The organism is Actinomadura atramentaria DSM 43919 (genome assembly GCF_000381885.1).
GTDB lineage: Bacteria > Actinomycetota > Actinomycetes > Streptosporangiales > Streptosporangiaceae > Spirillospora > Spirillospora atramentaria.
In genome coordinates this window covers 295,190-317,761 of record NZ_KB907214.1, presented here as the reverse complement: position 1 = coordinate 317,761, position 22,572 = coordinate 295,190, and the positions used below count along the sequence as shown (strand labels likewise).

The window sequence follows — 22,572 nt, the reverse complement described above, 5'->3', positions numbered from 1 at the left end:
TAGGTGACGTTCGTAACGATTCCCTTACAACGATGCGTTCTGTCGCGGTTCCGGACCTCGACCTCTTCCATTTCGATAAGAGGGCGCTACCGTAGTGGCACCCGCCACAGCTACCGGGTAGTAGCAACGGTGCGGATACCAGGTGTGACGGACGATGACCGCGCGGCCACCGGCTCGCGCGCAGGTGGATCCGGATACCCCCCGGCCTGGACGAAAGGTGACGAGTGGGCGTCGAAATCAGAGTCGAAGGTCTGACGAAGTCCTTCGGCCGTCAGACGATCTGGCAGGACGTGTCGCTGACCGTGCCCGCAGGAGAGATCTCCGTTCTCCTCGGCCCGTCCGGTACGGGCAAGTCGGTCTTCCTGAAGTCCCTGGTGGGCCTTCTGAAGCCCGACCGCGGCCACATCTGGATCGGGGACCGGGACCTGCCCTACCTCCCCGAGCACGACCTGTACGAGACCCGCAAGCTGTTCGGCGTCCTGTTCCAGGACGGCGCGCTGTTCGGGTCGATGAACCTGTTCGACAACATCGCGTTCCCCCTGCGCGAGCACACCAAGAAGTCCGAGTCCGAGATCAAGCGCATCGTGCTTGAGAAGATGGACATGGTCGGACTCCTCGGCGCCGAGACCAAGCTGCCCGGCGAGATCTCCGGCGGGATGAAGAAGCGCGCCGGCCTGGCCCGCGCGCTCGTCCTGGACCCCGAGATCCTGCTGGTGGACGAGCCGGACTCCGGCCTCGACCCCGTCCGCACGGCACTGCTCAACCAGCTCTTCATCGACCTGAACGCGCAGATCAACGCGACGTTCCTCATCGTCACCCACGACATCAACACCGCGCGGACCATCCCCGACAACATCGGGATGCTGTACCGCCGCGAGCTGGTGATGTTCGGGCCGCGCGAGATGCTGCTGTCCAGCGAGGAGCCGGTCGTCCGGCAGTTCCTCAACGCGCGGCGGGCCGGCCCGATCGGGATGTCGGAGGAGAAGGACGTCTCCGAGCTGGAGGCGGAGTCCAAGATGGGGCTCGACGTCGGCACGCTGCCGCCGATCCAGCCGCAGCTCATGCCGAGCGACGGCCGCGTCCGCGCCGCCCAGCACGCGCCCGGCGCGTGGTGCGCCGCGCACGGCGTCACGCCGCCCGCCGGGTCGTTCATCGACGACCTCGGCCGCAACTGGGTCGAGGAGTGGCCGCGCTACGTCGCGGCGCAGCAGACGGCGGCCTCGGCCCCGGGCGTTCAGCCGGGGCACCCCGGAGGTGCTCAGTACTGATGTCCACTCCTGGTATCGGCGCGGACCAGGGAGCGGGAAGGAAGGGGGGCGGCGGTTCCGCCGCCCTCCGCAAGTTCTCCGACGGTGCGACCAACGTCGCGGTCAAGGAACCCGGACGCTTCTTCGCCATGGTGCTCGACACCTTCCGGGCGATGTTCAAGTGGCCGTTCCAGTGGCGCGAGTTCATCGAGCAGTCCTGGTTCATCGTCAGTGTGACCGTCGTTCCGACGATGCTGGTCGCCATCCCCTTCGGCGGCGTCCTGTCGCTGCAGGTCGGCGGCCTCATCCGGCAGCTCGGCGCGCAGTCCTACACCGGTGCGACGGCCGTCGTCGCGATCGTCCGCGAGGCGAGCCCGCTGGTGACCTCGCTGCTGGTCGCGGGGGCCGCGGGCTCGGCGATGTGCGCCGACATCGGCGCCCGCAAGATCCGCGAGGAGATCGACGCGATGGAGGTGCTGGGGATCAACCCCCTGCACCGCCTGGTGGTCCCGCGCGTGTTCGCGTGCGCGTTCATCGCGCTGTTCCTCAACGGCCTGGTCTCGGTCGTCGGCCTGATCGGCGGCTACGTCTTCAACGTCATGCTGCAGGACGGGACGCCCGGCGCGTACCTGGCGTCCTTCAACGCGATGGCGCAGCTCCCCGACCTGCTCCAGGCCGAGTTCAAGGCGTTCCTGTTCGGCGTCACCGCCGGTCTCGTGGCCTCCTACAAGGGCCTCAACGCCAAGGGCGGTCCGAAGGGCGTCGGCGACGCGGTCAACCAGACCGTCGTCATCACCTTCATGCTCCTGTTCGTGGAGAACTTCATCACCTCCACGCTGTACTTCCAGTTCGTTCCGTCGAAGGGCATGTGATGGCTGCGGGAAAGCGCGCGGGCGCTGGACCGAGGAGCGCGCGGAGCGAGGAACGAGCGAGCACGCGACGAGGGAAGCGTCCGCGCAAGGCCGCTTGCCCGCCGCCGAGCGGAGCGAGGCCATGAGCGCTGCCCCCACCAGGACGGGCAAGGCCGTCTCCCGGGCGATCAACGCCCCCCTGCAGTCCCTCGACGAGCTGGGCAAGCAGGTCTCGTTCTACTCGCGGGCGTTCGCGTGGACGTTCCGCGTCCTGCGCCGGTACCGCACCGAGGTGCTGCGGCTGCTCGCCGAGGTCAGCCTCGGCACCGGCGGTCTCGCCGTCATCGGCGGCTCCGTGGTGATCGTCGCGTTCATGACGTTCTTCACCGGCAGCCAGGTCGGCCTCCAGGGCTTCAACTCGCTCGACCAGATTGGCACGTCCGCGCTCACCGGCTTCGTCGCGTCGTACTTCAACACGCGCGAGATCGCGCCGCTGGTGTCGGCGCTGGCGCTGTCGGCGACGGTCGGCTGCGGGTTCACCGCCCAGCTCGGCGCGATGCGGATCTCCGACGAGATCGACGCGCTGGAGGTCATGGGCATCCCGTCGATGCCGTACCTGGTCACGACCCGGATGATCGCCGGGCTGATCGCCGTCATCCCGCTGTACGTCGTCGGCCTGCTGGCGTCCTACGGCGCGACGCGGCTGATCGTCACGGCGACGTACGGGCAGTCCACGGGCACCTACGACCACTATTTCAATCTGTTCCTCCCGCCCCACGACATCCTGTGGTCCTTCGGGAAGATCCTCATCTTCGCGGTGCTGGTGATGCTGATCCACTGCTACTTCGGCTACACGGCCAGCGGCGGCCCGGCGGGCGTCGGCACGGCCGTGGGCCGCGCGGTCCGCACGAGCATCGTGATGGTCAGCATCGTCGACCTGCTGCTCGGCATGGCGATCTGGGGCACCTCCACCGACGTCCGGATCGCGGGGTGACGGCGCGATGACCCACGCAGCCAACCCGGGCGGCCGCGGCCTGTCCGAGCGGACGCGCTACCGGCTCCTCGGCGTCGCCCTGGTGCTGGTGGTCGCGCTGCTGCTCGCGCTGACCGCCGCCCTGTTCAACAAGACGTTCACCCCGGTGGTGAAGGTGAAGGTGCGCACCGAGCGGGCGGGGCTCCAGCTCCTGCCGCACTCGGACGTCAAGGTGCGCGGCCTGATCGTCGGCGAGGTGCGGTCCACGCACGCGACGGCGGACGGCGCGGTCCTCGACCTGGCGCTCGACCCCGGCAAGGCCAAGATCGTCCCGAGCAACGTGCAGGCGCGCCTGCTGCCCAAGACGCTCTTCGGCGAGAAGTACGTGGACCTGGAGATCCCGGCGGACGCCGGGCCGCTCGGCCTCCGCAAGGGCCAGGTCATCGAGCAGGACCGCTCGCAGGCCGCCGTCGAGATCGACAAAGTGCTCGACAACCTGCTGCCGCTGCTGCAGGCCGTCAAGCCCGAGCAGTTGAACGCGACGCTGAACGCGCTCGCGACGGCGCTGCAGGGCCGCGGCGACCAGCTCGGCGGCGACCTGGAGAAGGCCGACGGGCTGCTGAAGAAGATCAACCCGCAGCTCGGGAACCTGGTCTACGACCTGAACGGCCTCGCGGACGTCTCCGACGTCTATACCAAGGCCGCGCCGGACCTGCTGCAGACGCTGCGGAACCTGAACGTCACCAGCAAGACCGTCACCGACAAGAAGGCGACGATCGAGGAACTGCTGCCGCAGACCGCAGCGTTCGCCACGCACGCGAACCAGTTCATGACGAACAACGCCCCGAAGATCATCGGGTTCAACGTCGCGAACCGGGCCGGGCTGGACCTGATCGCCAAGTACTCGCCGTCGCTGCCGTGCGTCTTCCAGGGACTGGACAAGCTCCGGCCGCGCATGGAGGCCGCTGCGGGCGGCAACGGGTCCACGACCTACAACCTGACGATCGAGATCGTGAAGCCGCGCCCCGCGTACAAGAACCCCTTGGACCTCCCCGAGGTCAAGGACTACCGCGGTCCGCGCTGCTACAACCTGCCGAACCCGAAGACGCCCTTCCCCGACTACCTCGCGCTCGACGGCACCGAGGACGACCTGTGGTGGAAGAACCCGCACGGCAAGGATGAGCCGATCGACCATCCGACGTCGACGGCGGGCACGCGCAACCGGACCGTCTCGAACGTGTTCGTCGACCCGGGCTCGGACATGAGCGAGAAGGACAAGATCAAGAGCATCGTCGGCCCGATGATCCGCACGAACGCCGACGACCTGTCCGACCTCTCGGTGCTCATGTACGGCCCGCTGCTGCAGGGATCGGTGGTGACGGTCAAGTGAGGACCATGAGCGCGGGCGTCAAGCTGCTCGTCTTCGTCGTCGTGACCGCGACCATGACCGGCGTCCTGGCGATGACGATCATGAACACCCGGTTCTCCGACACCCGCTCGTACAAGGCGGTGTTCACCGACGTCGCCGGGCTGCTGAAGAACGACGACGTGCGCATCTCCGGCGTCCGCGTCGGCGAGGTGAAGGACATCAAGCTGTACCACGGCAACCAGGCCGTGGTGACGTTCGATGTGGACAAGGGCGGCGCGCTCTCGGCGGGCCTCCCCACGTCCACGCAGGCGCAGATCCGCTACCGCAACCTGATGGGCCAGCGGTACCTCGCGCTGACGCAGGGGCCGGGCGCGCCGAACCAGTACCTGCGGCCGGGCGGGACGATCCCGGTCGGGCAGACCCAGCCCGCGCTGGACCTGACGGTGCTGTTCAACGGCTTCCGGCCGCTGTTCCAGGCGCTGGAGCCCAAGGACGTCAACACGCTGGCGATGCAGATCGTCCAGACGCTCCAGGGCGAGGGCGGCACGGTCAACAGCCTGCTCACGCACGTCGCGTCGCTGACGAACACGCTCGCCGACCGGGACGAGGTCATCGGCGGCGTCATCGACAACCTCAACAACGTGCTGGCCACGATCGACGCCCGCCACGAGCAGGTCGACCAGATGGTCACCGACCTCGGCGGGTTCGTCGCGGGGCTGTCCAACGACCGCAAGGCGATCTTCGACTCGGTCGCGGCGATGAACCAGCTCGCGGGGACGACCGCGGGGCTGCTCAAGGACGGCCGGCCCGACATCAAGGACGACATCTCGGGGCTGAACCAGCTCACCGCGACGCTCGTCCGCAACGAGGGGACGATCGACAAGGGCCTCAAGCGGACGCCCGACCGGCTGCGCGGCCTGGTCAACATCTCGTCGTACGGGTCCTGGTTCAACATGTACATCTGCGGGCTCGACGCCCGGGTGAAGCTGCCCGGCGGCCCCGTGTACCAGACGCCCGCGATCATGAACGAGAACGCGAGGTGCAAGTGATGAGGGTTCCGTTCCGGGAGAAGAGCCCTCTCCCCATCGCCCTCGGCGGGTTCGCGATCATCATCGTGGCGCTGCTGCTTGCGATGAACCTGAAGAACATCCCGTTCGTCAACGGCGGGAAGACGCACACGGCGTCGTTCGCCGAGGCGGCGGGGCTGAAGTCCGGCGAGGAGGTCCGCGTCGCGGGCGTCAAGGTCGGCCAGGTGACCGGCCTCGACCTCGCGGGCGACCACGTGAAGGTCACCTTCCGGGTGGACGACGGGGTGAAGCTGGGGTCGCTGACCCGCGCCGAGATCAAGATCAAGACGATGCTGGGCCAGCACTACCTGTCGCTGGACCCGCGCGGCGGCGGGAAGCTCGCGAAGAACATCCCGATCGAGCGCACCGCGACGCCGTTCGAGGTCGTCCCGGCGATCAGCGAGCTGGGGCAGCGCGTCAGCCAGATCAACACCACCGAGCTGGCGAAGTCGTTCGACACGCTGTCGGAGACGTTCCAGAACTCGCCGGAGGAGATCAAGGCGTCCCTCAAGGGGCTGCGCCGCCTGTCGAACACGGTCGCGTCCCGCGACGACGAGCTGCACGAGCTGGCGCAGCACGCCAAGTCCGTGTCGGGCCTCATCGCGGACCGCAACGCCGACCTGACCAAGCTCGTGCAGGACAGCAACAAGGTCATGGAGGCCGTGCAGGCGCGGCGGGACGTGATCCACCAGCTCCTGATCAACACGGTGCTGTTCTCGCAGCAGGTCAACGGGCTGATCAAGGACAACAACGCGCAGCTCAAGCCGATGCTGGCGAACCTGCAGAGCGTCAGCAAGGTCCTGCTGAAGAACCAGGACAACCTGGACCGCACGCTGCAGCTCTACGCGCCGTTCGTCCGCCAGTTCACCGACGTGACGGGCACCGGCCGCTGGTTCGACAGCTACATCCAGAACCTGCTGCCCATCCCGGCGTCCATCAAGGACCCGGACAAGCCGCAGGGCGGCAGCGGCACGCGCGGGCCGAGCCAGAGCACCCAGTCCGGCAACCAACAGTCCGGCAACAAGGACAACCCGTTGCCGTTCCTCCCGTAGCAGGCAGGTTTTTCGTGCGCAACTCAGCAACCATCCTCCGCGCCGGGATCGGGGTCCTCGTGATCGCGATCGTGGCGGCCGTCCTGGTGGTGCTGCTGCGGGAACCGAAGCAGCGGCACCTGACGGCGTACTTCACCAGCACCGTCGGGCTCTACAAGGGCGCGGACGTCCGCATCCTCGGGATCTCGGTGGGCAGCGTCACGGCCGTCAAGCCGACGGGCGACGCGGTCCGCGTGGACCTGAAGTACGACGCCAAGTACAAGGTCCCGGCGAACGCGCAGGCCGTCATCGTCAACCAGACGCTGGTGTCGGACCGGTACGTGCAGCTCACGCCCGTCTACAAGGGCGGGTCGGTGCTCGCCGACAACACCGTCCTGCCCGTCACCCGCACGGCCGTCCCCGTCGAGGTGGACGAGATCAGCGGCAGCCTCAGCGACCTCAGCAAGGCCCTCGGCCCCGACGGCGCCAACCAGAACGGGTCGCTGTCGCGGCTGCTCCAGGTCGGCGCGAACAACCTCGACGGCCAGGGCGACGACATCCGGCAGACGATCTCCGACACGTCCAAGATGCTCAGCACGTTCAGCGCGGACCGCGGCGACATCGCCAAGACCGTCGAGAACCTGCGGATCATCACCGACGCGATGAAGGCCAGCGACGCGCAGATCAAGGAGTTCGGCAGCCGCCTCAACGGCGTCTCCGGACAGCTCGCGGGCGAGAAGGAAGAGCTGACGGCGGCGCTGAACACGCTCGGGCCGACGCTGCGGAACGTCCAGAAGTTCGTCAAGGACAACCGCGACGACCTGTCCACGAGCGTCCGCCAGCTCGCCCAGATCACCGGCGTCCTGGTGAAGGAGAAGGACTCGCTGGCCGAGTTCCTCACCGACGCGCCGCTCGCCATCAACAACCTCGCGCGGGCCTACGACCCGATCAGCGGGACGATCCACACCCGCGACAACTTCAAGCAGTTCGACAACCTCGCGGACTGGATCTGCTCCCTCGCCTACTCGGTGGGCACCGAGCCCAAGCAGTGCATGGACTTCGTGACCCCCTACAACGGCATCGGCAAGGCGCTGGCGGACTTCAGCCTCGACCTGTCGTGGATCACCGCGCTGACCACGCACTACGACCCGGTCCCGATCCCGCCGGACGCCTACGGGCCGAACGCGAAGAAGAAGACGAACGCGACCGCGAAGCAGACGGGCACGCCCCGCGACCTCAGCGCGTTCCTCCCCGGAGGTGGCCAATGATCCGGCGCGCGACCCGGCTCGGCGTCGCGGCGACCGCCGCGGCGGCGGCGCTGTCCGGCTGCGGGTTCAACGGCGTCTCGTCGATCCCGCTGCCCGGCGGCCCAGGCCTCGGCAGCCGCCCCATCACCGTGAAGATCGAGTTCCAGAACGTCCTGGACCTCGTCCCGCAGTCGGTGGTGAAGGTCAACGACGTGTCGGTCGGCAAGGTCGAGAAGGTGGACCTGGCGGGCGGCGCGGGCGGCTGGCACGCCCTGGTCACCGTCAAGATCCGCCGGGACGCCAAGCTGCCCGACAACGCGGTCGCCTCGGTGGACCAGACGAGCCTCCTCGGTGAGAAGTACATCGCCCTCTCGCCGCCGCCGAACGAGCAGCCGAGCGCGAACCGGCTGTCGTCGGGCGACCTGATCCCGCTGGCGCGCACCTCGCGCGGCACCGAGATCGAGGAGGTCCTGTCGGCGATGTCGCTGCTGCTCAACGGCGGCGGGATCGAGCAGGTCTCCACGATCACCCACGAGCTGACGGCCGCGATGAACGGCCGCGAATCGACGATCAGGTCGGTGCTCGGCCGGGTGGACACCTTCGTCGGCACGCTCGACCGGAACCGCTCCGCGATCACCCGCGCGCTGGACAGCATCGACCGGCTGACGGCCAAGCTGTCCGCCGAGCGCGCGACGATCAGGGACACGATCGACAAGACCGGCCCGGCGCTGACCGTCCTGAACCAGAACCGGGCGGACCTGACGAAGATGCTCACGTCGCTCGACAAGCTCAGCCGGACGACGACGAACGTGGTGAACCGGTCGCGCGACGACCTGCTCGCCAACCTCAAGGACCTGAACGTCACGATCAAGAACCTGAACAAGGCGGGCGACGCGCTGCCGAAGAACCTGGAAGGGCTGATCACCTTCCCGTTCCCGGCGACGTTCAACAACGTCGTCAAGGGCGACTACGGCAACGTGAAGCTGACCGTCGACCTCGACTTCGACTCGATCTCGCAGAACCTGCTCGGCGGCACCGACCTCGACCCGACGCTCACCGGCAAGCAGATGGCGTCGCAGCTCAAGGTCCCGAACGTGGCGCTGCCGCAGTCGCCGGTCGGCGCGCTGCCGGACGCGAACAGCGGCGGCGGCGCCAAGCCGAGCCCGACTCCGACCCCGACGAAGAAGACGTCCAAGGGCGCGGGCAAGCCCGCCGCGCTCGGCGACGGCGGCCTCGGCAGCCTGATGATGGGGGGCCTCTCGTGATCCTCAAGCGCGGCGTCAAGTTCCAACTCCTGGTCTTCGCGGTGATCACGGTCGTGGGCGTCTCGATCGTGGCCGTGAAGTACATCGGGTTCGGGCGCGGCCTGCTCGGCAAGCAGTACGTCGCCTACGTGGACCTCACCGACTCCGGCGGCGTCTTCACCAACGCCGAGGTGACCTACCGGGGCGTCCCGGTGGGCCGGGTCGGGCCGATCGAGCTGACCAAGGACGGCATCCGCGTCAAGCTGCTGCTGGAGCGGCAGAAGGGCAAGGAGATCCCGCGCGAGAACCTGAAGGCGATCGTCGCGAACCGCTCCGCGATCGGCGAGCAGTACATCGACCTGGAGCCGTCGGTGGCGATGGCCAAGGGCGTGCCGACGCTCGACAAGGGCGGGCCGTACACGATCCCGCGCGAGAACACGAAGCTGCCGGTGTCCACCGCGGACCTGCTGCGCAACGTGGACAAGCTCGTCGGCTCCGTCGACCCCAAGAACCTGGGGACGATCGTGGACGAGCTGGACAAGGCGTTCGCCGGTTCGGCCACCGACCTGCAGAAGATCCTCGACGACACCGACCGGCTGCTCGACACCGCCGACCAGGCGTACCCGGACACCAAGAAGCTGCTCGACAACAGCCGGACCGTCCTGGACACGCAGCGGAACTCGGCCGCCGACATCCAGGGCTTCGCGCGGAACCTCAACACCCTCACCGCCGAGCTGCGCAAGGACGACTCCGCGCTGCGGGGCACGATCGACGCGGTGCCGGGCACCGTCGCGCAGACCGACAAGCTCGTCACGGGGCTGGAGCCGACGCTGCCCGTCCTGCTGGCGAACCTCACCACGACGGGCCAGATCATCGCGTCCCGCGTGAACGGGCTGCGGTCCCTGCTGATCCTGTACCCGGTCACCGTGGCGGGCGCGTTCACCGTCATGCCGGGCGACGGCACCCAGCACATGGGCCTGGAGCTGAACTTCGGCTCGCCGCCCGCCTGCACCAAGGGCTACGAGGGCACCAAGAAGCGCTGGCCGCAGGACACCACGCTCCGCGAACCGCGCCTGGACAACGGCTGCACGCTCCCCAAGAGCTCCCAGACCGACGTGCGTGGGCCGCGCAACATCCCGCAGGACGCGCTCCTGCCGTACCCGAAGGTCCCGGCGGGCGCGACGGACGGCGCGGGCTTCCCCGCCGGCGGGGCGACCGGCGGAAAGAAGGGCAAGACCGCCGCGGCCGGAACGGACGAAACGGTGCAGTACGCCGGATACGATCCGACGACCGGAATCGCTTACGGGCCGGATGGGGCCCGTTACACGCTGCCCCGGACCGCCGGGGTGCGCGAGCTGGGGGAGGAGGCTTCGTGGAAGTGGCTGCTGATGGGGCCGCTCAGCCAATCCTGAGGGGTCGGCTGACGGCGATCCTGGCGCTGGTCGTCGCGGCGCTCGCGCTGCTCTCGGTGGTCGCCGTCCTGGGCCTCCGGGCCCGGGAGGGCAGCACCAAGGCGACGCGGCGCGAGCACGCGCTGCAGGCCGCGCGGCAACTGGGCGTCAACCTCAACACCCTCGACTACCAGAGCGGGCAGAAGGACGTGGACCGCATCATCGCGGGCGCGACCGGCACCCTCCGCGACCAGCTCGCGTCGCAGACCAAGACGCTGCTCGACCAGCTCACCAAGAACAAGGCGAAGGTCACCATCGGCAACCCGCAGGCGGGGGTCGTCTCGATCGACGACGACTCCGCCGAGGTGATCGTGTCGATGGACTACACGGTGACCAACGAGAAGGTCAAGAACGCCGCGGCCCGCGCCTGGCGGGCGCAGATGAACCTGGAGCGGCACGGTGACCGCTGGCTGGTGTCGGACCTGGAGCTGGTCCCGTGACGACCCGGGGGCGGGGCGGACGGACCCGCGCGGACGAGCTGGAGGACGACGGGGGAGTCGTGACGGAGACCGCCGGGGAGAAGCCGGACGAGACGGCCGGGACCGAGACCGGGTCGGCGGCGGACGCCGCCCGCGAGGCCGAGCGGGCGCGCCGCGCCGCGCGCCGGGCGGCGGAGGCCGCGCGCGTCGCCGCGCTGGCGGAGGAGGCCGCCGAGCGCGCCCGTGAGGCCGCCCGGCTGGCGCAGGTCGCCGCCGAGGCCGTCGCGGCGGCCGAGGACGCCGCGGACGCCGCCGGGGACGACGCCGCCGACGAGCCCGCCGAGCCCGCCGAGCCCGCCGGCGAGGACGCGGAGCCCGGCAAGGACGCCGAGTCTGCCGGCGAGGACGCGGAGCCCGGCGGCAAGGACGCCGAGCCCGTGGAAGGCGGGGTGAAGCCCGCTTCCGAGGCCGCCGAAGACGAGGCCGCGGAAGCCGAGGTGAAGCCCGCTTCCGAGCCCGCCGAGGACGAGTCCGCGGACGAGCCGGCCGGGGCCGGGAAGCCCGCCGAGACGGCCGGGGACGAGTCCGCGGACGAGGCGTCCGAGGACAAGGACGACAAGGACGACGCGCCCGCGACCAAGCCCGAGCCCGTCTCCCGCCGGGCCGCGCGCAAGGCCGCCAAGGCCGCCCTCGCGGCCGAGGACGCCGAGCGGGACGGCGAGTCCGCCGGCGCCCGCGCGCACCGCGACCGCGTCGAGCGGCCCGGCTTCCTGGCGAAGCTCTCGTCGTGGAGCGTGCCGCTGATCTCGGTGCTGTCGATCGTCGTGGCGGGTCTTCTCGTCGCGGGCGTCGTGCTGTTCCTCAAGGACCGCCACCAGGCGGCCGTCGAGCGCGGCACGCGGGACGCCACGTCCGCCGCCGCCCGGGTCGCCCAGGCCGTCTCGTCGTACGACTACCGGACGCTCAAGGACGACATCAAGACGACCGGTCCGCTGACGACGGGCCAGCTCCGCACCCAGTACGACAAGCTCGCCCAGCAGCTCACCACGACGGCGGTGGACCTCCAGGCCGTCTCGACCACGACCGTGGTCAAGACGGGCGCGATGACGACGGGGTCGTCCAAGGTGGACGTCCTGGTCTACGCGAACCGGACGTCGGTCACCAAGAACACCAAGGAGACCCCGGTCCCGGAGAGCCTCCGCATCAAGATCACGATGGTGAAGAAGGGCGACCGCTGGCTCGCCTCCCGGATCGTCGTGCTCTGACCCCGCCGGACGGCCGCGAACGGCCCCCTGCGCACCCCGGCCGCGCCGGAGCGGCCACGGGCCGCCCGGACACCCGCGACACGCCGACGCGCGGCGTGTCGCGCGAAGAGGCCGAAGAAGACGACCGGAGAGCGGCCACCCCGCCGGGGCGGCCGCTCTCGGCGTTCCCGCGTCCGGGGCCGGGGTTGCCGGAAGGACCGTAAACTATGGCCTTCCTCACTGCAGGTCAGGGTGGGAAAAGTCCAAGTCCGGTCTTGACTAGCGGCGGCTGAGGGGCGATGCTCGCAGGCAACTGTGATGCATACTGCGATGCTGTACTTGCAAGCGGTGTAGCGGTCGGCTACACTGCCCCTTTGCGCTGCCCTCTGACTATCCTCGTGTGAGAGCAACCCTGCCCGCGCCCGTTTACTGGCTTTTTCGGCAGTCTCGCACCGGGGTGGTCTGGCGTGCGTGTCGTCACCCGCGAGCCCTCGGAAGGACCACTCTTGGCAGCCTCGCGCAACGCCTCGATTACCGCAACCGGTCCGAACCGCGTCTCCTTCGCGCGCATCAAGGAGCCGCTCGAAGTCCCGGACCTCCTTGCTCTGCAGACCTACTCGTTCGACTGGCTGCTGGGAAACGAGAAGTGGAAGTCCCGGGTCGAGGAGCAGAATGCCGGAGGCAGGAGCGTTCCGACCCAGTCCGGCCTCGAAGAGATCTTCGAGGAGATCAGTCCCATCGAGGACTTCTCCGGCACCATGTCCCTGTCGTTCCGGGACCACCGCTTCGAGCCGCCCAAGTACTCCGTAGAGGAGTGCAAGGACAAGGACATGACCTACTCCGCCCCGATGTTCGTCACGGCGGAGTTCATCAACAACACCACCGGTGAGATCAAGAGCCAGACGGTGTTCATGGGCGACTTCCCGCTCATGACGTCGAAGGGCACCTTCATCATCAACGGCACCGAGCGGGTCGTCGTCTCCCAGCTCGTCCGCTCGCCGGGCGTGTACTACGACCGCGCGCTCGACAAGGCCAGCGACAAGGACATCTACGGCTGCAAGGTCATCCCCAGCCGCGGCGCCTGGCTCGAGTTCGAGATCGACAAGCGCGACAACGTCGGCGTGCGCATCGACCGCAAGCGCAAGCAGCCCGTCACGGTGCTGCTCAAGGCGCTGGGCTGGGACGAGGCGCGCATCCGCGAGCGCTTCGGCGCCTACGAGTCGATCAACGTCACCCTGGAGAAGGACCACACGTCCACCCAGGACGACGCGCTGCTCGACATCTACCGCAAGCTGCGGCCGGGCGAGCCGCCGACGCGCGAGTCCGCGCAGACGCTGCTGGAGAACCTGTACTTCAACCCCAAGCGCTACGACCTCGCCAAGGTCGGCCGCTACAAGGTGAACAAGAAGCTCGGGCTCGACCTGGACATGAACCAGGGCACGCTCACCGAGGACGACATCGTCGCCACCATCGAGTACCTGGTCCGGCTGCACGCCGGCGAGGACGAGGGCACGCTCGGCGCGGTGCCCGTGCCGATCGAGGTCGACGACATCGACCACTTCGGCAACCGGCGCCTGCGCACGGTCGGCGAGCTGATCCAGAACCAGGTCCGCCTCGGCCTGGCCCGGATGGAGCGCGTCGTCCGCGAGCGGATGACGACCCAGGACGTCGAGGCGATCACGCCGCAGACCCTGATCAACATCCGGCCGGTCGTGGCGTCCATCAAGGAGTTCTTCGGCACCAGCCAGCTCTCCCAGTTCATGGACCAGACCAACCCCCTGGCCGGGCTGACCCACAAGCGCCGCCTGTCGGCGCTGGGCCCCGGCGGTCTGTCCCGCGAGCGGGCGGGCATGGAGGTCCGGGACGTCCACCCGTCGCACTACGGCCGCATGTGCCCGATCGAGACGCCGGAAGGCCCGAACATCGGCCTCATCGGCTCGCTCGCCGCGTTCGGCCGCGTCAACCCGTTCGGGTTCGTCGAGACGCCGTACCGCAAGGTCGTCGACGGCGTGGTCACCGACCAGGTGGACTACCTCACCGCCGACGAGGAGGACCGCTACACCATCGCGCAGGCCAACTCGCTGATGACCGACGACGGCGCGTTCGCCGAGTCCAAGGTCCTGGCCCGCAAGAAGGGCGGCGAGGTCGAGCTGGTCGCGCCGTCGGAGATCCAGTACATGGACGTCTCCGCGCGGCAGATGACCTCGGTCGCCACCGCGATGATCCCGTTCCTGGAGCACGACGACGCCAACCGCGCGCTGATGGGCTCCAACATGCAGCGCCAGTCCGTCCCGCTGCTGCGCAGCGAGGCGCCGCTGGTCGGCACCGGCATGGAGTACCGCGCGGCGGTCGACGCGGGCGACGTCATCGTCGCCGAGAAGGCCGGCGTCGTCGAGGAGGTCTCGGCCGACTACGTGACCGTCATGAACGACGACGGCACCCGGACGACCTACCGCGTCGCGAAGTTCAAGCGCTCCAACCAGGGCACCTGCTTCAACCAGAAGCCCATCGTGGACGAGGGCCAGCGCGTCGAGGTCGGCCAGGTCGTCGCGGACGGCCCCTGCACCGACCAGGGCGAGATGGCGCTCGGCAAGAACCTCCTGGTGGCGTTCATGCCGTGGGAGGGCCACAACTACGAGGACGCGATCATCCTGTCGCAGCGCCTCGTGCAGGACGACGTCCTGTCCTCGATCCACATCGAGGAGCACGAGGTCGACGCCCGCGACACCAAGCTGGGCCCCGAGGAGATCACCCGGGACATCCCGAACGTCTCCGAGGAGGTCCTGGCCGACCTCGACGAGCGCGGCATCATCCGCATCGGCGCGGACGTCCGGCCCGGCGACATCCTCGTCGGCAAGGTCACCCCGAAGGGCGAGACCGAGCTGACCCCGGAGGAGCGGCTGCTGCGCGCGATCTTCGGTGAGAAGGCGCGCGAGGTCCGCGACACGTCGCTGAAGGTGCCGCACGGCGAGCAGGGCAAGGTCATCGGCGTCCGGGTGTTCTCCCGCGAGGAGGGCGACGAGCTGCCGCCCGGCGTCAACGAGCTGGTCCGGGTGTACGTCGCGCAGAAGCGCAAGATCACCGACGGCGACAAGCTGGCGGGCCGCCACGGCAACAAGGGCGTCATCTCCAAGGTGCTGCCGGTCGAGGACATGCCGTTCCTGGAGGACGGCACCCCGGTCGACATCGTCCTGAACCCGCTCGGCGTGCCCGGCCGCATGAACGTCGGCCAGGTCCTGGAGACGCACCTCGGCTGGGTCGCCTCGCGCGGCTGGAAGGTCGAGGGCGACGACGCCGACTGGAAGCGCCAGCTCAAGGAGCTGGGCGTGGACGAGGCCCCGGCCTGGACGAACACCGCCACGCCGGTGTTCGACGGCGCGCGCGAGACCGACGTCACCGGGCTGATCTCCAGCACGCTGCCCAACCGCGACGGCAACCGGATGGTCGGCCCCGGCGGGAAGGCGCGGCTGTTCGACGGCCGCACCGGCGAGCCGTACAAGGACCCGATCTCGGTCGGCTACATCTACATCCTGAAGCTGCTCCACCTGGTGGACGACAAGATCCACGCCCGGTCCACCGGCCCCTACTCCATGATCACCCAGCAGCCGCTCGGCGGTAAGGCCCAGTTCGGCGGCCAGCGCTTCGGTGAGATGGAGGTGTGGGCGCTGGAGGCGTACGGCGCGGCCTACGCCCTGCAGGAGCTGCTCACCATCAAGTCCGACGACGTCCTCGGCCGCGTCAAGGTGTACGAGGCGATCGTCAAGGGCGAGAACATCCCCGAGCCCGGGATTCCCGAGTCCTTCAAGGTCCTCATCAAGGAGATGCAGTCGCTGTGCCTGAACGTTGAGGTGCTCTCCAGCGACGGCATGTCCATCGAGATGCGCGACACCGACGAGGACGTCTTCCGCGCGGCGGAGGAGCTCGGCATCGACCTGTCTCGGCGCCCGAACGAGGGTGCGTTGAGCGTCGACGAGGTCTGATCAACACAAGGGGAATCACGTTGCTTGACGTCAACTTCTTCGACGAGCTTCGCATCGGTCTGGCGACCGCCGACGACATCCGCCAGTGGTCGCACGGTGAGGTGAAGAAGCCGGAGACGATCAACTACCGGACCCTCAAGCCGGAGAAGGACGGGCTCTTCTGCGAGAAGATCTTCGGTCCGACCCGGGACTGGGAGTGCTACTGCGGCAAGTACAAGCGCGTCCGGTTCAAGGGCATCATCTGCGAGCGCTGCGGCGTCGAGGTGACCCGCGCGAAGGTGCGCCGCGAGCGGATGGGCCACATCGAGCTGGCCGCTCCGGTCACGCACATCTGGTACTTCAAGGGCGTGCCGTCGCGCCTGGGCTACCTGCTCGACCTGGCCCCGAAGGACCTTGAGAAGATCATCTACTTCGCGGCCTACATGATCACCAGCGTGGACGCGGAGCGGCGCGACCGCGACCTGCCCACGCTGGAGGCGCACATCTCGGTGGAGCGCCAGCAGATCGAGCAGGCCCGCGACGCGCAGATCGAGAACCGCCAGCAGAAGCTGGAGGGGGACCTGGCCGCGCTGGAGGAGGCCGGGGCCAAGGCCGACCAGAAGCGCAAGGTCCGCGACGGGGCCGAGCGCGAGATGAAGCAGCTCCGCGACCGGGCCCAGCGCGAGCTGGACCGCCTCGACGAGGTGTGGAGCCGGTTCAAGAACCTCAAGGTCCAGGACCTGGAGGGCGACGAGCTGCTGTACCGCGAGATGCGGGACCGGTTCGGCAAGTACTTCGAGGGCGGCATGGGCGCCGCGGCCATCCAGGCGCGGCTCCAGAACTTCGACCTCGACGCCGAGGCCGAGAAGCTCCGCGAGATCATCCGCACCGGCAAGGGCCAGAAGAAGGCCCGCGCGCTCAAGCGGCTCAAGGTCGTCTCGGCGTTCCTCAACACGCGCAACAGCCCGCTTGGCATGGTGCTGGACTGCATCCCGGTCATCCCGCCGGACCTGCGCCCGATGGTGCAGCTCGACGGCGGCCGGTTCGCCACGTCCGACCTGAACGACCTGTACCGCCGGGTCATCAACCGCAACAACCGCCTCAAGCGGCTGCTGGACCTCGGCGCGCCCGAGATCATCGTCAACAACGAGAAGCGGATGCTGCAGGAGGCCGTCGACGCGCTGTTCGACAACGGCCGCCGCGGCCGCCCGGTCACCGGGCCGGGCAACCGGCCGCTGAAGTCGCTGTCGGACATGCTCAAGGGCAAGCAGGGCCGGTTCCGCCAGAACCTGCTGGGCAAGCGCGTCGACTACTCCGGCCGTTCGGTCATCGTCGTCGGCCCGCAGCTCAAGCTGCACCAGTGCGGCCTGCCGAAGCAGATGGCGCTGGAGCTGTTCAAGCCGTTCGTGATGAAGCGCCTGGTCGACCTGAACCACGCGCAGAACATCAAGAGCGCCAAGCGGATGGTGGAGCGCGCCCGGCCGGTCGTGTGGGACGTCCTCGAAGAGGTCATCACCGAGCACCCGGTGCTGCTGAACCGCGCGCCGACCCTGCACCGCCTCGGCATCCAGGCGTTCGAGCCGCAGCTCGTCGAGGGCAAGGCCATCCAGATCCACCCGCTGGTCTGCACCGCCTTCAACGCCGACTTCGACGGCGACCAGATGGCGGTCCACCTGCCGCTGTCGGCGGAGGCGCAGGCCGAGGCGCGGATTCTGATGCTGTCGACGAACAACATCCTGAAGCCGTCGGACGGCAAGCCCGTCACCATGCCCACCCAGGACATGGTCATCGGCCTGTACTGGCTGACGACGCAGAAGGACGGCGCCACGGGCGAGGGCCGCGCGTTCGGCTCGATCTCCGAGGCGATCATGGCCTACGACCGCGACGAGCTCGCGATGCAGGCGACGATCCAGATCCGGCTCAAGGACGTCCCGCCGCCGCGCGGCTGGCAGGCGCCCGAGGGCTACGAGCCCGGCCAGCCGTACCGGCTGGAGACCACGCTGGGCCGCGCGCTGTTCAACGAGACGCTGCCCGCCGACTTCCCGTTCGTGAACGCGGAGATCGGCAAGAAGCAGCTTTCGGCGATCGTCAACGAGCTGGCCGAGACCTACCCCAAGGTCGAGGTCGCGAACGCGCTGGACGCCCTGAAGGCGGCCGGGTTCCACTGGGCCACCCGGTCCGGCGTCACGATCTCCATCGAGGACGTGGTGACCCCGCCGAACAAGCAGGACATCCTCACCTCGTACGAGGCGCGCGCGGACAAGGTGCAGCGCGAGTTCAACCGCGGTCTGATCACCGACGACGAGCGCAAGCAGGAGCTCATCGAGATCTGGAACAAGGCGACCGCCGACGTCGCGGTGGACATGGAGAAGGCGTTCCCGAAGGCCAACCCGATCTGGATGATGATCCAGTCGGGCGCCCGCGGCAACCCGCTCCAGCTCCGCCAGATCGCCGGCATGCGCGGCCTGGTGTCGAACCCGAAGGGCGAGACGATCCCGCGGCCGATCAAGTCGTCGTTCCGCGAGGGCCTGTCGGTCGTCGAGTACTTCATCTCGACGCACGGCGCCCGCAAGGGCCTGGCCGACACCGCGCTGCGCACCGCCGACTCGGGGTACCTGACCCGGCGCCTGGTGGACGTCGCGCAGGACGTCATCGTCCGCGAGGAGGACTGCGGCACCGACCGCACGATCCCCTTCGAGGTCGCCGACAAGCTGCCCGACGGCACGCTGGTCAAGCCCGCGACGACGGAGACCAGCCTCATCGGCCGGACCATCGCCGAGGACGTCGTGGTCGACGGGACCGTCGTGTTCCCGGCCGACACCGACCTGTCCGACGCGGTCGTGACGCGGCTCGTCGAGGCGGGCGTGGAGCGGGTCCGCACCCGCAGCGCGCTGGTCTGCGAGGCGAAGATCGGGGTCTGCGCGGCGTGCTACGGCCGCTCGCTGGCCACCGGCAAGCGGGTGGACGTCGGCGAGGCGGTCGGCATCATCGCCGCCCAGTCGATCGGCGAGCCCGGCACGCAGCTCACCATGCGGACGTTCCACACCGGCGGTGTCGCCGGCGGCGACATCACGCACGGTCTGCCGCGTGTCCAGGAGCTGTTCGAGGCGCGCATCCCCAAGGGCGTCGCGCCGATCAGCGAGGTCGCCGGCCGCGTCAAGATCGACGAGACCGAGAAGACGCGCAAGATCGTCATCGTGCCGGACGACGGCTCCGAAGAGGTCGCCTACCCGGTGCCGATGCGGTCGCGGCTGTCGGAGGGCGTCCGCGAGGGCGCGCACGTCGACGTCGGCCAGCAGCTCATCCGCGGTGCGCAGAACCCGCACGAGGTGCTGCGGATCCTCGGCCCGCGCGCGGTCCAGCTCCACCTGGTCCAGGAGGTCCAGGAGGTCTACCGCTCGCAGGGCGTGTCGATCCACGACAAGCACATCGAGATCATCGTGCGGCAGATGCTCAAGCGGGTGAACATCCTGGAGTCCGGCGACACCGAGCTGCTGCCCGGCGACCTGGTGGAGCGTCCCCTCTTCGAGGAGACCAACCGCAACGTCGTCGCCGAGGGCGGGGTGCCCGCCGCGGGCCGTCCGGTCCTCATGGGCATCACCAAGGCGTCGCTGGCGACGGAGTCGTGGCTGTCGGCCGCGTCCTTCCAGGAGACGACGCGGGTGCTCACCGAGGCGGCCATGCACGCCAAGAGCGACCCGCTGCTCGGCCTCAAGGAGAACGTCATCATCGGCAAGCTGATCCCGGCCGGTACGGGGATGCCCCAGTACCGCAACGTCCGGGTGGAGCCGACCGAGGAGGCGAAGGCGGCGGTGTACTCCGTCGGCTCCTATGACGACGGCGCGGAGTACGCGTTCGGTCAGGGCTCGGGCGAGGCCGTGCCGCTGGAGGAGTACGACTTCGGGCAGTACAACCGGTAATTGTTGTGCGGGGCCGCGCATCGGCGCGGCCCCGGGCACTCGCACGGCGAGGCCCCTCCCGGGTTCTCCGGGAGGGGCCTCGCCGTTTTCTCGGGTCAGGCGACCGCTCGTTTGACGAGTTCGGCGATTCGGTTCTCCACCTCGGGGGTGACCTCGGTGAGGGCGAAGCCCGTGGGCCACATGGCGCCGTCGTCGAGTTTCGCGGCGTCGTTGAAGCCGAGGGTGGCGTAGCGGGCCTTGAACTTCGCGGCGCTCTGGAAGAAGCAGACGATCTTGTCGTCCCGGGCGTAGGCGGGCATGCCGTACCAGAGCTTCGGCGCGAGGACCGGGGCGTTCTCGGTGACGACGGCGTGGACGCGCTCGGCCATGACGCGGTCGGAGCCGTCCATCTCCGCGATCTTGGCGAGGACGTCGCGGACCGCCTCGGCGGCCTTCTCCGCGCGCGAGCCGCGCCTGGCGGCCTTCTTCAGCTCCTGCGCGTGGTCCTTCATCGCGGCCCGCTCCTCGGCGGAGAAGCCCTCGTGCTTGCTGTTCTGAGTTCCGCTCATGGCGGGGTCCTTCCGGTGGACACGTGCTGACGTGGTCGGCGGGCGCCGCCGATCATGGCGTGAATCCTGCCCACGACCTGCGACACTTGTCAACGGCACGGCTCGTGCCGATAAACTGCCGCCATGTCCGCCACCCCCGCCGCCCCGCGCCGCCGCGGCGCCGTCCGCACCGAGGAACTGCTCCAGACCACCCTCGACCTCGCCGCCGAGGTCGGTTACGCGGGCCTGAGCATCGAGGCGATCAGCCGCCGCGCCGGGGTCGGGAAGCACACGGTCTACCGCCGCTGGCCGTCCCTGCCCGCGCTCCTGCTCGACGCGCTCAGCCGGGTGTGGCAGAGCGACCTGGACTACCGCGACACCGGCGACCTCCGCGCGGACCTGCGGGAGCAGTTCGTCCGATCGGGCACCGCCCTGGCGAGCCCGCCCATCGGCCCCGTCTACCGCGCCATCATCGCGGAGGCCCAGGCCGACGAGACCCTGCGCGCGGCCCTCCACGAACGCTTCCTGGCCAACGTCGAGAAAAGCACCCTGGCCCGCATCACCCGAGCCCGGCAACGCGGCGAACTAGCCCCCGACTTGAACCTGGAGTTCGCCGCCGAAGTCCTCTGCGGCACCCTCTACTACCGCCACCTGCTCTCGACCCGCCCGGTCGACGACGAAGCGATCGACGCCCTCATAGACCTGGTCCTCACCGCCCACGCCCCCCGGCGGTAGACGTAGGCCAGCACGAACCCCGGCCTTTGTCGTCCTGCCGCTGAACGACCAGCGCGCGCCAGCGCTCGTCCACGACGACGCTCACGGAGTGCAACGCACCGCCCGTCACGGGGAGGAGCGGCGTCGGGCATGGTCAGCCGATCGTGAGTTCGTAGCGCAGGTGGCCGTTCGGCATCGCCATGACGTCGGCCTGGAAGGGGCGGTCGTCGGTGTCGAGCGTGAGGCGGGTGAGGATCAGCAGCGGTTCGTTCGCGGGCAGGTCGAGGAGCGCGCGTTCGTCGTCGTCGGGCGGGCGGACGGTCACGTCCTCGTGGACGCGGTGCGCGACGTGCCCGAGGTCGGCGAGCAGCCGCACCGCGCCGCCGGGGATCTTGCGCGGCTCGGCCAGCCGGGTTCCGGCGGCGATCGAGAGTGGGAAGTAGGAGTCCGTCAGCTCGACGGGCCGGTCGTTCACGTACATGGCCCGGCGGCGAACGATGACCTCGGCGTCGGGAAGATCCAGCAACCGACCAACGTCCTCGGGCATCGGAACGCGGCCCGCGTGAAGGACGCGCTGCGTCGTCCGCGCGGCTTCCGTGCCCTGCGCGGTCCACGCGTCCGGCCGCCCGCGCTCGCCCGGCACGACGTACGGCATCGACGTGCTGATCCAACCCTCGGCCATGCATCCCTCCCGAACCCGGACTGAAGGCGGCGACCCTGCCGCCTTCAGTCTCCGCCATGCGGCGCGGCTCAGTTCGCCGCGTCGGGGTTCCATTCGTAGTCGAGGACCCAGCGGTGGGCGGGCAGGACGTGGTGGCAGACCTCGACAGCGCGGTCGGCGGCGTGGCCGACGTGGACGATCTCGTAGACGGCCTGGTCCGCCGACATCGCGAAGAAGTCGGCCTCCGCCTCGGTCGGCGGCCGGACGGTGATGCGCTCGGTCATGCGGACCTGCGCGTACCCGAGGTCGGCCAGGCGGCTGATCATCCCGCCGGGGCCGGTGGCCTGCTGCTCCAGCGCGGTGCCCGCCGCGATGTCGGCGGGAATGTAGCTGGTGGCGAGCTGCACGGGGACGTCGTCGGCGAACATCCGGCGTGCGCGCGAGACGACGTCGTCCGTGCCGAGGACGGCGCTGACTTCGGCCGGGGCCTGTACGCGGCCGATCGCCGACTCGACGCGCGGCGTCATGCCGAGCGCGCGGACCTCGAAGTCGAACGGCCCGCCGCCGCCCTGGTGCTCGCGGTTCCGACGCGTGTAGCGGTGCATCGCCCGGCGTGCGATGGGCGTGCTGGTAGCGGTCACGTGCGTT

Annotated in this window: 17 protein-coding genes; 14 read left to right on the top strand and 3 right to left on the bottom strand. The window is 69.3% G+C overall.

Translation table 11 applies throughout. The features are described 5' to 3' along the window. Nucleotides 1-224 precede the first annotated feature (224 nt). From G339_RS0118890 to G339_RS0118830, 13 genes are all read left to right on the top strand, one after another. A complete protein-coding gene (locus tag G339_RS0118890) occupies nt 225-1,268 on the top strand; it encodes an ABC transporter ATP-binding protein (protein WP_019632641.1) in 1,044 nt (347 codons plus the stop codon). Next, nucleotides 1,268-2,119, top strand: coding sequence for an ABC transporter permease (locus tag G339_RS0118885; RefSeq protein ID WP_019632640.1), 852 nt, complete (start codon nt 1,268-1,270; stop codon nt 2,117-2,119). Before G339_RS0118890 ends, G339_RS0118885 begins: the two co-directional genes overlap by 1 nt. Nucleotides 2,120-2,240: 121 nt before the next feature. Beyond that, nucleotides 2,241-3,092, top strand: a complete 852-nt coding sequence (locus G339_RS0118880; protein WP_033323615.1) for an MlaE family ABC transporter permease — start codon at nt 2,241-2,243, stop codon at nt 3,090-3,092. A gap of 7 nt (nt 3,093-3,099) precedes the next feature. Further along, entirely contained in the window at nt 3,100-4,461 is a 1,362-nt protein-coding gene (locus tag G339_RS0118875) for an MCE family protein (RefSeq protein WP_019632638.1), read from the top strand. A 5-nt stretch (nt 4,462-4,466) separates the two neighbouring features. After that, entirely contained in the window at nt 4,467-5,489 is a 1,023-nt protein-coding gene (locus G339_RS0118870) for an MCE family protein (RefSeq protein WP_019632637.1), read from the top strand. Beyond that, nucleotides 5,489-6,559, top strand: a complete 1,071-nt coding sequence (locus tag G339_RS0118865) for an MCE family protein (RefSeq protein ID WP_019632636.1) — start codon at nt 5,489-5,491, stop codon at nt 6,557-6,559. Before G339_RS0118870 ends, G339_RS0118865 begins: the two co-directional genes overlap by 1 nt. A 14-nt stretch (nt 6,560-6,573) precedes the next feature. Next, nucleotides 6,574-7,806, top strand: coding sequence for an MCE family protein (locus G339_RS0118860; RefSeq protein WP_240489849.1), 1,233 nt, complete (start codon nt 6,574-6,576; stop codon nt 7,804-7,806). Next, entirely contained in the window at nt 7,803-9,050 is a 1,248-nt protein-coding gene (locus tag G339_RS0118855) for an MCE family protein (RefSeq protein WP_019632634.1), read from the top strand. The genes G339_RS0118860 and G339_RS0118855 overlap by 4 nt, the downstream gene beginning before the upstream one ends. Beyond that, complete coding sequence (locus G339_RS0118850; RefSeq protein WP_019632633.1) at nt 9,047-10,441, top strand: MCE family protein; 1,395 nt, start codon at nt 9,047-9,049, stop codon at nt 10,439-10,441. Before G339_RS0118855 ends, G339_RS0118850 begins: the two co-directional genes overlap by 4 nt. Continuing rightward, the gene (locus tag G339_RS0118845; RefSeq protein WP_157407859.1) at nt 10,408-10,920 is read left to right on the top strand and encodes a hypothetical protein; all 513 of its coding nucleotides are present in this window, start codon (nt 10,408-10,410) and stop codon (nt 10,918-10,920) included. The genes G339_RS0118850 and G339_RS0118845 overlap by 34 nt, the downstream gene beginning before the upstream one ends. Continuing rightward, nucleotides 10,917-12,164, top strand: coding sequence for a hypothetical protein (locus G339_RS0118840; protein ID WP_026341585.1), 1,248 nt, complete (start codon nt 10,917-10,919; stop codon nt 12,162-12,164). Before G339_RS0118845 ends, G339_RS0118840 begins: the two co-directional genes overlap by 4 nt. A gap of 485 nt (nt 12,165-12,649) precedes the next feature. Further along, nucleotides 12,650-16,123 (top strand): DNA-directed RNA polymerase subunit beta, encoded by a 3,474-nt coding sequence (gene rpoB / locus G339_RS0118835; protein ID WP_019632631.1) that lies wholly within the window; start codon nt 12,650-12,652, stop codon nt 16,121-16,123. A 20-nt stretch (nt 16,124-16,143) separates the two neighbouring features. Then, nucleotides 16,144-20,022, top strand: a complete 3,879-nt coding sequence (locus G339_RS0118830; RefSeq protein WP_019632630.1) for a DNA-directed RNA polymerase subunit beta' — start codon at nt 16,144-16,146, stop codon at nt 20,020-20,022. 95 nt (nt 20,023-20,117) lie between these two features. Here G339_RS0118830 and G339_RS0118825 read toward each other — a convergent pair whose 3' ends face one another. Next, nucleotides 20,118-20,570: an iron chaperone gene (locus tag G339_RS0118825; RefSeq protein ID WP_019632629.1), complete on the bottom strand. Its 453-nt coding sequence runs from the start codon at nt 20,568-20,570 to the stop codon at nt 20,118-20,120. A gap of 123 nt (nt 20,571-20,693) precedes the next feature. On the opposite strand from G339_RS0118825, the gene G339_RS0118820 reads away from it, so the two are divergent. Then, on the top strand, nt 20,694-21,284 hold the full coding sequence (locus tag G339_RS0118820) for a TetR/AcrR family transcriptional regulator (protein ID WP_019632628.1): 591 nt from the start codon (nt 20,694-20,696) through the stop codon (nt 21,282-21,284). A 133-nt stretch (nt 21,285-21,417) separates the two neighbouring features. Here G339_RS0118820 and G339_RS0118815 read toward each other — a convergent pair whose 3' ends face one another. Further along, complete coding sequence (locus tag G339_RS0118815; protein WP_019632627.1) at nt 21,418-21,945, bottom strand: GntR family transcriptional regulator; 528 nt, start codon at nt 21,943-21,945, stop codon at nt 21,418-21,420. A 68-nt stretch (nt 21,946-22,013) separates the two neighbouring features. Continuing rightward, nucleotides 22,014-22,565, bottom strand: coding sequence for a UTRA domain-containing protein (locus G339_RS0118810; protein WP_026341584.1), 552 nt, complete (start codon nt 22,563-22,565; stop codon nt 22,014-22,016). Between the last annotated feature and the right edge of the window lie 7 nt (nt 22,566-22,572).